The sequence below is a fragment of the Glutamicibacter sp. AOP38-B1-38 genome (assembly GCF_052377485.1).
In the GTDB taxonomy this organism is placed as follows: domain Bacteria; phylum Actinomycetota; class Actinomycetes; order Actinomycetales; family Micrococcaceae; genus Glutamicibacter.
Genome location: NZ_JBQSWU010000020.1, coordinates 37,437 through 50,589, shown reverse-complemented (window position 1 = coordinate 50,589; position 13,153 = coordinate 37,437). Strand labels below are relative to the sequence as shown.

The following is a 13,153-nucleotide window of genomic DNA, read 5'->3' as shown; positions in this document are numbered from 1 at the left end:
GTGCTGGTCGAAGGTGAAAGCGACGCGGTGGCGGTGCGGACGTTGGCCGCAAGGCTGCAGATGCCCGTCCCGCAGGTGCTGCCGGTGGGCGGATCCAAGGGCGCCCGCCGTGCCGCCGTGCAACTGGAGGGCGCGCAGTTGTTCGGTTTGGTGGACGCCGCCGAGCGGCGCGATTTCGAACGCGTACTGGCAACGGTGTTCGTCTGCGATCCCGATCTGGAATTCGAATTCATCCGGGCGCTCGGACCGCTGGGCGTCGAAGCGGTGATCGCCGGGCAGGGGGAGCTGGGGTCCTTCCGCCGCCTGCAGACCCAGCCCTACCAGCAGAACCAGCCGGTGGAACGCCAGCTGGCCCGATTCTTCGGCGGGCGCAGCGGCAACAAGGTGCGCTACGCGCGGCTGCTGGCGCAGGCGGTGCCGCTGGAGGACATCCCGGCTCCGCTCGCGGCCTTGCTGGAGCGTCTTTGTTCCCCGCTTCCAAAGGGCGAAGTCTGAGTTTACGAGCGCGGCGGAGATCTTTCAACCGCAGCGCGACCCGGCGGAGGTTTACTCAATAGCGCCGCATTGAGCGGCGTAAATTGTGCGGGTTTGTACGGAATCGAGCAGCATCGGTGATTTTCGTACACTGGCCACCAGTTTCTCGTTACCTTGATGAATAGGTGCTGACTAGGGCGCTTATTCAATGAGAAGGTTTGCGGAAGGGAACAGACGAACGATGGCTATCACTCGTGAGCTGTATGCGAAAAGTTTGGAAAGCGAGCACGGAACGTGGGCCGTGTGGGGCGATGCGTCGGGAACGGCACCGGTTACCGGGGCGAACTTGCATTTTCCCTCTGAAGATCCGGGAATGCTTGACGTGTTGCATGCCGAGGTCGTTGTGGTGGCACTGAACCGCGGCAGCAAGCGTGCAGCCGGAGGACCTCCGAATTTTCACACCAGTGTGAAATCCAATGACCATATTCTGGGAGAGGCGTTCCGCGGAACCGCTGTCTGGGGAGCCTACATGACCGATCTGGTCAAGGATGTCTTCGACCCCAATGCCAGTCAGGCAGTGCCTGCGGCATCCGATTTCGACGCGCTGCTGGCCGAAGTGCACGCGCTGGGGGCCACCAGTCCGACCTTACTAGTTTTGGGAAAACAGGCCCATGACTTTGTGCAGCAGCTGGCGCTCGAGCGTGGCTATCCTGGCAAGGTAGTTCTGCTGCCACACTACTCCGGCGCGAACAATGGCAATATCTCGCGATACTACAACGAGAGATTCGGGCCAGGGACCGCCTCGGAAGTGACCCATGGAGAGCGATACCGCAAGGTCGTCCAAACCATACTGGACGGGCACGTAACCGCACCCCAGTAACGACGGAGGATTACTATTCGCTCGGCGGTGACATCCGCTTCGGGATCCGCATGCCGGAGCATGGCTAATCAATAAAGCATCAAGGCAGATCCTCATAAACGCTGGGGTCTGCCTTGATGCTACCGGGATTATTGTGTGCCGCGAGGGATCCTACCTAAGATAAGTTCCCGAGACCCAGCCCGTCTTCGACTTGTACTTCACCGGGTACCAACCGGACTTCTTCGAACCGGTGACATTGACCTTTTTGCCCTTCGGGATGGTCAGGATGATCTTTTTCTTGGTGCTGTTGCCGGTACGCATATTCAAGTTCGCCGTGGTCTGCTTGGTGATGGACTTTTTCTTTGGCGTGCTTTCGGCCTTCGGATTGGACTTTTTCGGCGCGGAGGTATTGGCCACGTACGTCCCGGAGACCCAGCCGGTCTTCGACTTGTAGGTCACCTGCAGCCAGCCGGATTTGCTCTTGCCCGTGGCCTTGACGCTCTTGCCCTTCGGGATCGTGAGGATGACGCGGTTGCTCGTTCCGGCGCCGGTGCGCATGTTCAGATTTGCGGTGGTCTTCTTCGCCGAACCGGTATTCTTCTCCGGCGCCGGTTTCTTCTTGGTTTCGGTTTTGGGCTTCGAGGTCTTCGGCATGGACACGTTGCTCAGGTAAGTGCCAGAGACCCAGCCGCTCTTCGAGTTGTAGCTGACCTGGTACCAGCCGGATTTCTTCGAGCCGGTGAGCTTGATGGTCTTGCCTCGCGGGATCGTGAGGACAACTCGATTGCTGGTCCCCACTCCGGTGCGCATATTCAGGTTCGCGGTGGTTGTTGCGGTGCCCTTGCCGGACTTGGGAGGGCTCTTCTTGGTGGCGGCCACACCGTGGAAGTGCTCCAGGGTCTTGGCGCCCGAATTTGTGTAGGACTTGGCCAACGAGGTGCCGACATAGCGGAAGTGCCAGGGCTCGTACGCGTATCCGGTGACCGCCTCCTGGCCTTTGGGGTAGCGCAGGATGAAGCCATACTTGTGGGCGTTTTTCTTCGTCCATTTGCCGACGGGAGTGTTCTCGAAACAGGACTGCAGGGCGCAGGCACCATTGCTGTTTCCTACGTCTGCGGCTAGTCCGGTCTGGTGCTCGCTGGTGCCGGGCCTCGCGGAGATGCGTTCGGCATACTTCTTGCCGTACATCCTGGTGTATTGATTGAACAGCTGCGCTTGTCGGTCATAGGAGCGGTAGCCGCTGATCAGCTTGATGTGGACCCCGGACTTCTTGGCATCCTTGACCATCTTGTTGTAGGCGTTGGTCGCCTCCGGGCGCAGCCTGATGCCGGTTCCCGGCACCTTGCTGGTCTTCGGTACGTACTTCGCTGGCTTCAGCGGGTAGCTCTTATTGACGAAGACATCGAGGTGGCTTGGATTCCGGTCCAGCGTCCTGGCCGCGGCCACGGGCACCGAGGTGTAGCTCGCAGCGGTCTGAACCGCGCTTGATTGGCCGGAGGCCATGGCCGGTCCGGGCAGTACTCCGAGCGCGAGGACCGTGCTGACGGAAAGAGCCATTAAAAGCTTCGTGCGAGAATATTTGGGCATCTCGTGTCGCTCCGTTGTCCGAGTGATGATGATTCATTCGACCATCCTTGACCATGTGTGGGCAAGGGTTCAATCGACTTATTGCGCGAAGTTCGTCTGCCGATTGTTGTTTATTGCGGCGGGTGAAGAATGAGAATTCACCTATAGGGCATGGATTTAATCGGCGTGATGCCACGTGGACGTGAGATCCTGTGAACTATCGAGTCTTCATCGGACCCACAATTTTGGTAAGTTATCCATCATGCAGATCAGGCAAGAAGTCTTTGATGACAGGGCGGGAATCTACGCTGTGACGCATGCGGCCTTCAGTAAGGACGACCATTTGGTCGAGCCGATTGAGGTCGGATTAGTGCAGCGGCTTTTTGATTGCGACGCCTATTCGCCGACCTTTTCGCTGGTGGCAACGAACGACAAAACGGTGATAGCACATGTGATCGCCACCTGGGGTTCGGTCGATGGCAAACATAGCCTGCTGGGTCTCGGGCCTCTTGCGGTGGCTCCCGAATACCAGAATATGGGCGCCGGGACCGCACTGATGCAGGCCATCGCGGACCGCGCGGAAAACGAACGCATTTCGGGGATTGTGTTGCTGGGAGCGACGAAGTACTACCAGCGCTTCGGCTACGAGCCGGCCATTGCCCGCGGCATTATTCCCACGCAGCCTTCGTGGGGAGATAACTTCATGGTTCGTGTTTTTGATGAGCGAAGCTTGCCCGCCGGAAAATACCGGTACGCCTCCCCGTTTGGGTGTTGAGCTAGCTCTTGAGTTCCAGGGTCCGGGCTAGTTCTCCCAGGGCTCCGGGAACCACGGAGTAATAGGCCCAGACTCCGCGCTTCTCACGGTGCAAGAGGCCCGCGTCCACCAAGATTTTCAGATGGTGGGAGACCGTGGGCTGCTTGAGCGCCAGCGGTTCGGAGAAGTCGCAGACGCAGGTTTCGGCTTCGGCGCTGGAAGAAATGATGGACAGGATGCGCAGCCGGTTTGGATCGGCCAGCGCCTTGAAGCGCGCGGCCAAGAGCTCGGCATCGGACGCGTTCAGCGATGGTTGGCCGCTTTCGGGCACGCAGCAACCGGGGCCCTGTGCAGGGTCGGTGCGGTTGGTTTCGAGTACGACGTTTTGTGGCATCCCTGTGTTTCTTCCTGAACGGCTACGGCAGATCGATCATATTGACAACCTTCGATACACCTCATCATACTAGGTATATCGATATTCTTCGATGTCTAATGATTTGGATGTACACGTGAGTCAATCTGCAGCGCCCGTTGACACCGCCAAGGTGGCAGCAAAAATGTCCACCCTTGATCGCTATCTAGCCGTCTGGATCCTCGCCGCAATGGTCCTGGGCCTGGCCTTGGGGCGCGTGATTCCCGGGCTGGGCGAGGCATTGGATTCCCTGCAGGTCGCCGGGGTTTCACTGCCTATCGCCATCGGCTTGCTGGTGATGATGTATCCGGTTTTGGCCAAGGTGCGCTACGACCAGACGCATCGGGTGATCGGCGATAAGAAGCTGATGATTACCTCGCTGCTGATCAACTGGATCCTTGCCCCGGCATTCATGTTCGTGCTGGCCTGGGTATTCCTGCCCGATTTGCCCGAGTACCGCACCGGCCTGATTATCGTCGGCCTGGCCCGGTGCATTGCCATGGTGCTGATCTGGAACGATCTGGCCTGCGGTGACAGCGAAGCGGCCGCGGTGCTGGTGGCGATCAACTCGGTGTTCCAGGTATTCGCCTTCGGCGTGCTCGGCTGGTTCTACCTGCAGGTGCTGCCGGGCTGGCTGGGGCTGGAAACCACAAGCGCCGAATTCTCCGTCTGGGCCATTACGCTCTCGGTGCTGGTCTTCCTCGGCATCCCGCTGCTCGCCGGATTCCTCACCCGCACGCTGGGCGAAAAGGCCAAGGGGCGCGAATGGTACGAGTCGCGCTTCCTGCCAAAGATCGGCCCCTTGGCGCTCTATGGCTTGCTGTTCACCATTGTGCTGCTCTTCGCGCTGCAGGGGGACACCATCATTTCCCGTCCGTGGGATGTGGCCCGCATGGCGGTGCCGCTGCTGACCTACTTCGTGGTGGTCTTCGGGGCCAGCATGCTGATCGGCTGGGCGCTGAAGCTCGGCTACGCGCGCACCACCACCTTGTCCTTCACCGCGGCCGGCAACAACTTCGAACTGGCCATCGCGGTGGCCATCGCCACCTTCGGCGTCACCAGCGGCCAGGCGCTTGCCGGCGTCGTCGGACCGCTGATCGAGGTGCCAATCCTGGTCGCCCTGGTCTACGTGGCGCTCTGGTCGCGCAAGTTCTTCCCCACCCAAGTCCTCGCCAACTCGGCACCTAGCAAAGGCTAAGATCTTGTCTACTTCTCTAAAGAAGCCATCGGTCCTGTTCGTCTGCGTGCATAACGCCGGCCGCTCGCAGATGGCGGCAGCGTTCTTGTCCAACCTCTCGGATGGTCGCATCGAGGTCCGCTCGGCCGGCTCGGCTCCGGCCGCGGAAATCAACCCGTCCGCCGTGGCCGCGATGACCGAGGTGGGCATCGACATGTCCGCCGAGGTGCCGAAGGTGCTGACCGCCGAAGCGGTCAAGGAATCCGACGTGGTCATCACCATGGGCTGCGGAGACACCTGCCCGGTCTTCCCGGGCAAGCGCTACGAGGACTGGGTGCTTGAGGACCCTGCAGGGCAGGGCATCGATGGGGTGCGTCCGATCCGCGACGAGATTCGCACACGCATCGAAAACCTCATCACCGAATTGCTCGAAAACAAAGCCTAGAGTTTGTAGCTAAGGAACATCATGGAATCCCAGCTCCCCGTTGTCGTTATCGGCGCCGGCCCCATCGGCTTGGCGGCCGCAGCACACCTGCTCGAACGCGGACAGGCGGTGCGCATCCTGGAAGCCGGAGCATGCGCTGGAGCCGCCATCAGGCAGTGGGGGCACATCAAACTGTTCTCCACCTGGCGCTACAACATCGATGAAGCCAGCCGCCGGCTGCTTGAAACTCCGACCGAACACTACGCTGGCGACTGGGAGGCACCGAATCCCAAGCGCCTGCCTACCGGGGACGAGCTGGTCTCCGAATACCTTGAGCCGTTGGCTGCCCACCCGCAGCTGCGCGAAGTCATCGGCTACGGGCAGCGCGTCACCGCGGTCAGCCGGGTGAGTGCCGAGGGCAGCGGGCTGGACAAGGGACGCTCGGCGGACCGCGATGATTCGTTGTTCCTGGTCCGGGTCGAAACCGCGGACAGCGAGTCCGAGCTGATGGCACGTGCGGTCATCGATGCCTCCGGCACCTGGGAAACTCCAAATCCGATTGGCCGCTCGGGTCTCCGCGCGCTCGGTGAGGAAGCGGCGAGCAGCGAAGGTTTCATCACCTCGCCCTTGCCGGATCCGCTGGGCGCCGACGCGCAGCGTTTCGCGGGCAAAAGGGTGCTGGTCCTCGGGGCCGGGCACTCGGCCGCGAACACGCTGATCCTCCTGGGGCGGCTGAAGCAGCAGAATCCGGAAACCCAAATCTTCTGGGGACTGCGCGGGCAGGCTAATCCGGTGCGCCTCTATGGTGGCGGCTCCGCCGATCAACTGCCGGCTCGCGGCCAGCTGGGCACAAGCCTGCGCCGACAGGTAGAGACCGGACAGGTGACCTTGCTCGAACACGTCTCGGTGCGCGCGCTGCACTCGGCAGAGAATTTGCAGGTGTTGCTCGCCGATGGGCGCGAGCTCGAAGTTGACTTCGTGGTGCCTGCCACCGGCTTCCGTCCGGATCTGGGCATGCTTTCCGAGCTGCGCCTGGACCTGGATCTCGCGGTGGAAGCGCCGCGTGAACTGGGCCCGCTGATCGATCCCGAGTTCCATAGCTGCGGCACAGTCTCGGCCCACGGGGAACGGGTGCTGGCGCACCCGGAGGAGAACTTCTACATTGCAGGCATGAAGAGCTACGGCCGTGCCCCGACCTTCCTGCTGGCCACCGGCTACGAGCAGGTTCGCTCTCTGGCGGCGGCCCTTTCCGGGGACCGCACCGCGGCGGATCAGGTGGAACTGGATTTGCCGGAAACCGGAGTGTGCTCCACCGACACCGGCAACTCCTGCGATGTGCCTGCGGCCTCCGCCGCCGAAGCCCCTGCGCAGGAGGACTCCTGCTGCTCGGCTCCTGTGCCGGTGGCTTTCGGGTTAGCCACCGGAACCCAGCACGGATTCGCAGAACTGGTTGAACGCCAATAACCTCAACCGTTGACGCGCGCAGGGCAGCGGGGTAAGGATGCAGTATGGAAACTAATCTGCCCTCTGAACCGCTGTCCTTCAACGTCACCGGCCATATCTCCAAAACGTGCCACGAGGTCTATGAAGCCGTGGCGGATCCGGAAAAACTCTCCGCCTACTTCACCACCGGAGGTGCGCAGGGACGCTTGGAAACCGGCGCCGAAGTCAGCTGGGATTTCCACGATTTCCCGGGCCGCTTCCCGGTGCAGGTGCGCGAGGCCATCCCGGACAAGCGAATCGTGCTGAAATGGGCGGGCGAGGGCGTCGCCGCGGATGACGGAATGAACACCGTCACCTTCGAATTCGAGTCGATCGACGATGATGCGCGAACCAAGGTGAAGATCACCGAGTCGGGATGGCTCTCCTCGCCGCAGGGGCTCACCGGGGCCTTCGGCAATTGCGAGGGCTGGACCGGGATGCTCTGCGCGATGAAGGTCTGGCTGGAGCATGGAATTAATCTGCGTGAGGGCTTCTACAAGTAAACGCGGCTACTCCATCAACGGCCGGATCTCCACGCTCCCGTAGGGCAGATGCGGCATGCGCCGGGCAATTTCCTGGGCCTGCAGTTCACCGGAGACCTTGATCGCGTGCACGGCGAAGACGATCTCCGCTTCGGTATCCAACTCGGCGTTGGTATCCTGCGAGCACACCGAGCCGCGATCCTGGAGGGCGTAGGCCGAGATCAGGATGTCTTCGGAGCGCAATTGGGCATCCAGCGATTCCCACTGGAGCATTTCCGCATCGAACTCTTCGCTCGGCGGTTGCGGGCCGCTGCCCGGAAGATAGCGGTGGATGAGAAGGTGCGTTGCGATGTTCACGAGAACTCCTGCACGTCAGTTGGTTGCTGCCACAGACGATACCGGATCGGGCCTGCAGATACAGGGGGAGTTGTTCCGATTGGGCAAATCGTCGCCGGGAATTCACTTCTCGACGAATGCTGGGCTTGGCCGCGATCCGTCGCGGCCGCTGGCTACCAGAGCTGATTGGCTACGCCAAAAGGGCTGCCAGTGCAACCCTGGCAGCCCTTTTGGCATGAACTTGTAGCCCTTACTCCACCGCGTTGCGCAGCTTGGTGCTCAGCCGCTGGAGCTCGATGAATTCTTCCTCGCTCAACGCCTCGCCCATCAGCTGATGCAGCTGTTTGACGTGGGCCCGGCCGATGTCCCGCTGCGTGGCCAGGCCTGCTTCGGTGAGCCTGATCCGGCTTGCCCGCTGATCGGTGGGATCGGTGCACCGGGAGACCAGCCCGCGCTCTTCGAGGCGAGTGATCATCCGGCTCAGGCTGGGCTGGGAGATCAACAGGTGCTTATTCAAATCCACCAGTCGGGTCTCGTTCTCCGGTGCGTGGCGCAGGTTGAACAACACGTCGTACTCCCGGATGGAGAGCTTGGCGAATTCGGGCATCGCGGTGATCTGGCGCATCACCGCGACCTGCGCCCGGAACAGTGCCTCCCACGCGTCGGTGGTGACCTTCAAGGAGGCCTGGGTGCTACTGGTCCCGGTCACTGACTTCAGGCTCCTTCGGGGCGTTGGCTTGCTCGGCTTCCAGTTTAGCCTTGCGGGCAGCCACGCGGCCTGGGTGGGTTGGGGCGTCGGCGATATCCGGAGCCGCACGCGAGGCCATTTCCTTCTTCAGCTCCGGCAATACGTACTCGCCGAACATATCCAGCTGGTTCAGCACGGTCTTTAGCGGCAACCCGGCGTGGTCGATGAGGAACAGCTGGCGCTGGTAATCGCCGAAGTACTCCTGGAAGCTCAGGGTCTTCTCCAGTACCTGCTGCGGGGAGCCGACGGTGAGCGGGGTCTGCGCGGTGAAGTCCTCCATGGACGGGCCGTGGCCGTAGACCGGGGCGTTGTCGAAGTACGGGCGGAATTCCTTGACGGCCTGCTGGGAATCCTTGGCCATGTAGAACTGGCCGCCCAAGCCGACAACCGCCTGGTGCGCCTTGCCATGGCCGTAGTGCTCGTAGCGCTCGCGGTAGAGGTCGATCAGCTGCTTGTAGTGCTCTTTTGGCCAGAAGATGTTGTTGGCGAAGAAGCCGTCCCCGTAGTAGGCGGCGATCTCGGCCACCTGCGGGGTACGGATCGAGCCGTGCCAGACGAAAGGCGCCACGTCGTCCAGCGGGCGCGGGGTGGAGGTGAAGTTCTGCAGCGGGGTGCGGAACTTGCCTTCCCAGTTCACCACGTCTTCATCCCAGAGGCGGCGCAGCAGGTTGTAGTTCTCCACGGTGAGGTTCACCGAGTCCTGCATGTTCTTGCCGAACCAGGGGTAGACCGGACCGGTGTTGCCGCGGCCCAGGACCAGATCCACGCGTCCGTTGGACAGGTTCTGCAGCATCGCGAAGTCCTCGGCGATCTTCACCGGGTCGTTCGTGGTGATCAGCGTGGTCGCGGTGGACAGGATGATGCGCTCGGTCTGCGCGGCGATGTAGGCCAGCGTGGTGGTGGGCGAGGAGGAGAAGAAGGGGCGGTTGTGGTGCTCGCCGATGGCGAAGACGTCCATACCGATATCTTCGACCTTCTTGGCGATGGCTACCGATGCGTCGATGCGCTCTTTTTCGGTAGACATCTTGCCGGTGGTCGGGTCGCGGGTGATGTCGCTGACTGAAAAGACTCCGAATTGCATGTCCGCTCCTAAGTTGTCGAGATAGGCTGTGTGCTTACCTCTAATTTATATGCGTATGCATGTAATAACAAGTTGATGCGTCAAATATTCCCTGAGGTGGAGTGTGGCGTCGGACACGCGCCTGTGCGAGAGTTCGGAAAATTGCGCATTCGAAGCAGTGCCACCCTATGCGGATTGAATGCTTGGTAGTTGCCGGCGAGTGCGGGTCGCGGTGGTGGGTGGCGTGTTGACCGGGGATCCGTGGCCCGCATTTCCGAACCTCGGTAGTGGCCAACCCGCCCATTGCATCGTTGCGTGCCATCGGGATCGTCGGCTGAAGCTTGGGCCGAGCCTCATTCGTTAGTTGGTGATGAGGTGAATTCTAGGCATCGCAATGTAGCTATTTGCCCTCACTGTATGAGATAATGTTTATAAGTAGCTACATTAGGAGCTTGAATGCTTGAGGCTCAAAAGCTCGGTGCAAGCCTGCAGGAATGGCGCATTATTCTTGGGTTGACTCAAGAACTGGTTGCCGAGCGGGCCGGCATCTCCAGGAGCACGCTGATCAAACTAGAACAAGGCGCAGGAGCAAAACTCGAAACCTTCCTTGTAGTCGCCAAGGTTCTCGGCATTGTCGACCGTATAAATGATGCTGTAGAGCCACTCAACACCGACTTGGGTCGTGCCAGATCACGACTGCTTAGTCGCCAGCGTGCACCAAGGGGGAGTTCATGAGCCCGCGGAACCGCATAAAAATCAGGCGTGTCGAGGTACTGACTGGCGAGACTGCAACGGGCACTTTGACGATCGAGTCCGATGCCTTCTCACCACTGGAGCATATAGCCTTCACGTACTCCGACTCCTGGCTTGCCTCTGACTGCTCCTTCGCTATCTCGCCCGAACTTCCGTTGATCAAGGGGCCGCAGCGCCCCACCTTGGGACGGGAGATGTTCGGCTCGTTCATGGATGCTGCACCGGATGCATGGGGTCAGCGACTCCTCCATGAGGAGGCACGGCTGCATTCCAAGGCAACTGGCGTACCAGCACCGAGGAATACGCAGATATCCCGGCTCTTCATGGTCAACGACCAGACGAGGCAAGGCGCACTGCGGTTCCGGGAAAACGGAAAATTCCTCTCTAGCTGGGGACAATGGGCGGGTGTTCGCGACCTGCCAGAGCTTGCCGAACAGTCACGCGCTTACGAGGAGACCGGGTACATAGACGAGCAAAACAGCTTGCTCATCGGGGCTGGATCATCTCCTGGAGGTGCTCAGCCAAAAGCTTGGGTTCGCGACGCGGATGGGTCGATGTTGCTCGCCAAATTCCCAAAGACCTCGGACCTGGGCAATGTCCAGCTCTGGGAAATGGTAGCGATACGCCTGCAGCAGCGAGCTGGAATCGAGGTCCAACCTTCCCGGCTGATGAGGCTGGATGAATACCACCAGATCTTCCTCACCAAGCGTTTCGACAGGACGGGCGATGAGCGCATACCGTACATGAGTGCACGCACGGCCCTCCAGCTAAGCGACGGCGAGCACCCAAGCTATGTCAAGCTTGCCCGTGAAATTTCGATGGTCTCATCCAATCCCGTGGCAGATTCCAAGGAGATGTTCAGCCGAGCAGCGTTCGGCGCTATGGTCAACAATATCGATGACCACATGCGAAATCACGGCCTGCTCAAGATTGGCAGGGGCTGGAGGTTATCGCCGTCGTTCGACGTGAATCCCATGCGGACAGGCACCTCCGACACTCCTCTCGTGCCGGGTGGGGATACATTCGACCGGAACGTACTCGAACTGCTGGACCACCTTGACTCGTTCCGGCTCACCCGTACCGAGGCCGTCACGCGTCTGCGCCGGATCAATGAAGCTGTCTCCCATTGGGCCGAGGAGGCGATCAGGCTCGGTGCCGAGGCCGACGCGGCCGAATCAATGCACCGCGCCTTCGAGGGCTCGAACCGCAACCGAGTCGCGGGCCTCAAAGACATTTCGCCACCCACTGCCATCAGCCTCGGGGAAGCGGCTGGAGAACCCGGAGATTCCGGCCAGCCGAAAACCGGACAGGTGTGGATCAAAGCCCACCACCGCGCAGGCAGGTACGTCCCAGGACACTACCGGTCCCGCCCTAATTAGCAGCAGCACTGGATGGACGGGCAGCTTCCACCGGTCGCCGCTCGGCGCGCTGGGTTGCAAGAATGATCTATCCATGACGTCCTACGAGTTTTCTCCGGCCGAACTTCCGCCGATGTCAGCTAGGGATCCTCGGACCAGCTGAAAGTGCCAACAGCGAAGGCGTTTCGCGGGGTGGTTCAGCCTCGCTGGGAATCCACTTGGTTTGTCAAGGGAATCCCGATAATGCGGACGGACGGTATAGGGATAACTGGCACGAAACCCGGGCAGTTCTGGGAAAGCCGGCGGGCCTTCATCCCTGGTCTTCCAGAACGGATGAACGACCAATGGCCTGAATCCGAATAGCTCCTCTTCGGCATGCTTGAAAATAGGTCGACCATTGTTGCCATATCATCTGATGGCGTTTAAATCCCTGCCGCAACCTCGACGAACTCAGTTTCGATGAACGTGTCGAGAAGGCCGCATGCTGCGATGAGATCAACGGGCTGCTGCGTCGTGAAAAGCCACCTTTTGGGATGAGCGGTGCGTTCAACATTCTCCGCCCCTGCCGGCACCTGCGAAACATGTCGTGAGCCGCTACGGGTGGACCAGCCCCGCGCGATAGGCAATCAGCGCGGCGTCCACGCGGTTGCGCGCGCCGAGTTTGAGCAGGATCGCGGTCATATGCCCCTTGACCGTCGCCTCGGTGAGCACCAGCCGGGCGGCGATCTCCGCGTTGGTCAGGCTCGCGCCCACCAGCGCCAGCACCTCGCGTTCGCGTACGGTCAAGGCCTGGACCAGAGACCGGGCGCGGGCCAGCGAGGCGGTATCGATGCCGCGCACCTTGTCGATCACCCGCCGGGCAATGCGCGGGGACAGCGCCGCGGCGCCCTCGGCCACCGCATGGACGGCTCCGAGCAGTTCCTCGGGCCCCGAGCTTTTGAGCAGGAATCCGCAGGCTCCGCCGGACATGGCCCGGTCGATGTAGTCCTCCTCGCCGAAGGTGGTCAGGATCAGCACCTTGGCCTCCGGGGCCTGGCCCAGGATCGCTTCCATGGCGCCCAGCCCATCGAGCTGCGGCATGCGGATATCCATGAGGATTACCGACGGCGCCAGGCGTTCGGCCAGTTCGATGGCGCGCACCCCGTTCTCCGCTTCGCCGATAATCGAGATGCCTGGGTCGCTGGCGAGGATCGCGCGCAGCCCGGCGCGGATCAGGGCGTCGTCATCCACCAGCAGGATGCTGACTGGGGTATCCATGCTCATCTGCA

The 13,153-nt window shown here is 61.1% G+C and carries 15 protein-coding genes; 9 read left to right on the top strand and 6 right to left on the bottom strand.

The genetic code is table 11. The features are described 5' to 3' along the window. Positions 1-60: 60 nt before the first annotated feature. Entirely contained in the window at positions 61-495 is a 435-nt protein-coding gene (locus ACT3TP_RS12715) for a hypothetical protein (protein WP_444620722.1), read from the top strand. A gap of 220 nt (positions 496-715) precedes the next feature. Continuing rightward, positions 716-1,354 carry a hypothetical protein gene (locus ACT3TP_RS12710; protein ID WP_444620721.1) on the top strand — a complete coding sequence of 213 codons (639 nt, stop codon included), beginning with the start codon at positions 716-718 and terminating at the stop codon, positions 1,352-1,354. A gap of 150 nt (positions 1,355-1,504) precedes the next feature. Here ACT3TP_RS12710 and ACT3TP_RS12705 read toward each other — a convergent pair whose 3' ends face one another. After that, entirely contained in the window at positions 1,505-2,890 is a 1,386-nt protein-coding gene (locus tag ACT3TP_RS12705) for a D-alanyl-D-alanine carboxypeptidase family protein (protein ID WP_444620720.1), read from the bottom strand. Positions 2,891-3,161: 271 nt separating this feature from the next. Between ACT3TP_RS12705 and ACT3TP_RS12700 the strand changes: the two genes are divergently transcribed. After that, the gene (locus tag ACT3TP_RS12700; RefSeq protein WP_176484279.1) at positions 3,162-3,674 is read left to right on the top strand and encodes a GNAT family N-acetyltransferase; all 513 of its coding nucleotides are present in this window, start codon (positions 3,162-3,164) and stop codon (positions 3,672-3,674) included. A 1-nt stretch (position 3,675) separates the two neighbouring features. Here ACT3TP_RS12700 and ACT3TP_RS12695 read toward each other — a convergent pair whose 3' ends face one another. Beyond that, positions 3,676-4,047 carry an ArsR/SmtB family transcription factor gene (locus tag ACT3TP_RS12695; protein WP_444620719.1) on the bottom strand — a complete coding sequence of 124 codons (372 nt, stop codon included), beginning with the start codon at positions 4,045-4,047 and terminating at the stop codon, positions 3,676-3,678. A 163-nt stretch (positions 4,048-4,210) separates the two neighbouring features. Between ACT3TP_RS12695 and arsB the strand changes: the two genes are divergently transcribed. The 4 genes from arsB to ACT3TP_RS12675 are packed head-to-tail and all read left to right on the top strand — an operon-like array spanning position 4,211 to position 7,651. Continuing rightward, entirely contained in the window at positions 4,211-5,263 is a 1,053-nt protein-coding gene (gene arsB / locus ACT3TP_RS12690) for an ACR3 family arsenite efflux transporter (RefSeq protein ID WP_444620718.1), read from the top strand. A gap of 4 nt (positions 5,264-5,267) precedes the next feature. Further along, positions 5,268-5,687, top strand: a complete 420-nt coding sequence (locus ACT3TP_RS12685; RefSeq protein ID WP_444620717.1) for an arsenate reductase ArsC — start codon at positions 5,268-5,270, stop codon at positions 5,685-5,687. Between the two features lie 21 nt (positions 5,688-5,708). Further along, complete coding sequence (locus ACT3TP_RS12680; RefSeq protein WP_444620716.1) at positions 5,709-7,130, top strand: FAD-dependent oxidoreductase; 1,422 nt, start codon at positions 5,709-5,711, stop codon at positions 7,128-7,130. Between the two features lie 44 nt (positions 7,131-7,174). Then, entirely contained in the window at positions 7,175-7,651 is a 477-nt protein-coding gene (locus tag ACT3TP_RS12675; protein ID WP_444620715.1) for an SRPBCC domain-containing protein, read from the top strand. Between the two features lie 6 nt (positions 7,652-7,657). Here ACT3TP_RS12675 and ACT3TP_RS12670 read toward each other — a convergent pair whose 3' ends face one another. The 3 genes from ACT3TP_RS12670 to ACT3TP_RS12660 form a co-directional block, all read right to left on the bottom strand. Next, the gene (locus ACT3TP_RS12670) at positions 7,658-7,987 is read right to left on the bottom strand and encodes a hypothetical protein (protein WP_444620714.1); all 330 of its coding nucleotides are present in this window, start codon (positions 7,985-7,987) and stop codon (positions 7,658-7,660) included. Positions 7,988-8,216: 229 nt separating this feature from the next. Further along, positions 8,217-8,675, bottom strand: coding sequence for a MarR family winged helix-turn-helix transcriptional regulator (locus tag ACT3TP_RS12665; protein ID WP_096288552.1), 459 nt, complete (start codon positions 8,673-8,675; stop codon positions 8,217-8,219). Continuing rightward, positions 8,659-9,795 carry an LLM class flavin-dependent oxidoreductase gene (locus ACT3TP_RS12660; RefSeq protein WP_444620713.1) on the bottom strand — a complete coding sequence of 379 codons (1,137 nt, stop codon included), beginning with the start codon at positions 9,793-9,795 and terminating at the stop codon, positions 8,659-8,661. Before ACT3TP_RS12660 ends, ACT3TP_RS12665 begins: the two co-directional genes overlap by 17 nt. Positions 9,796-10,230: 435 nt before the next feature. On the opposite strand from ACT3TP_RS12660, the gene ACT3TP_RS12655 reads away from it, so the two are divergent. Together ACT3TP_RS12655 and ACT3TP_RS12650 are read left to right on the top strand one after the other, a co-directional pair. Next, on the top strand, positions 10,231-10,509 hold the full coding sequence (locus tag ACT3TP_RS12655) for a helix-turn-helix transcriptional regulator (RefSeq protein WP_096288557.1): 279 nt from the start codon (positions 10,231-10,233) through the stop codon (positions 10,507-10,509). Next, complete coding sequence (locus tag ACT3TP_RS12650; RefSeq protein ID WP_444620712.1) at positions 10,506-11,906, top strand: type II toxin-antitoxin system HipA family toxin; 1,401 nt, start codon at positions 10,506-10,508, stop codon at positions 11,904-11,906. The genes ACT3TP_RS12655 and ACT3TP_RS12650 overlap by 4 nt, the downstream gene beginning before the upstream one ends. A gap of 573 nt (positions 11,907-12,479) precedes the next feature. Here ACT3TP_RS12650 and ACT3TP_RS12645 read toward each other — a convergent pair. Next, the gene (locus ACT3TP_RS12645; RefSeq protein ID WP_444620711.1) at positions 12,480-13,148 is read right to left on the bottom strand and encodes a response regulator; all 669 of its coding nucleotides are present in this window, start codon (positions 13,146-13,148) and stop codon (positions 12,480-12,482) included. Positions 13,149-13,153: the final 5 nt, after the last annotated feature.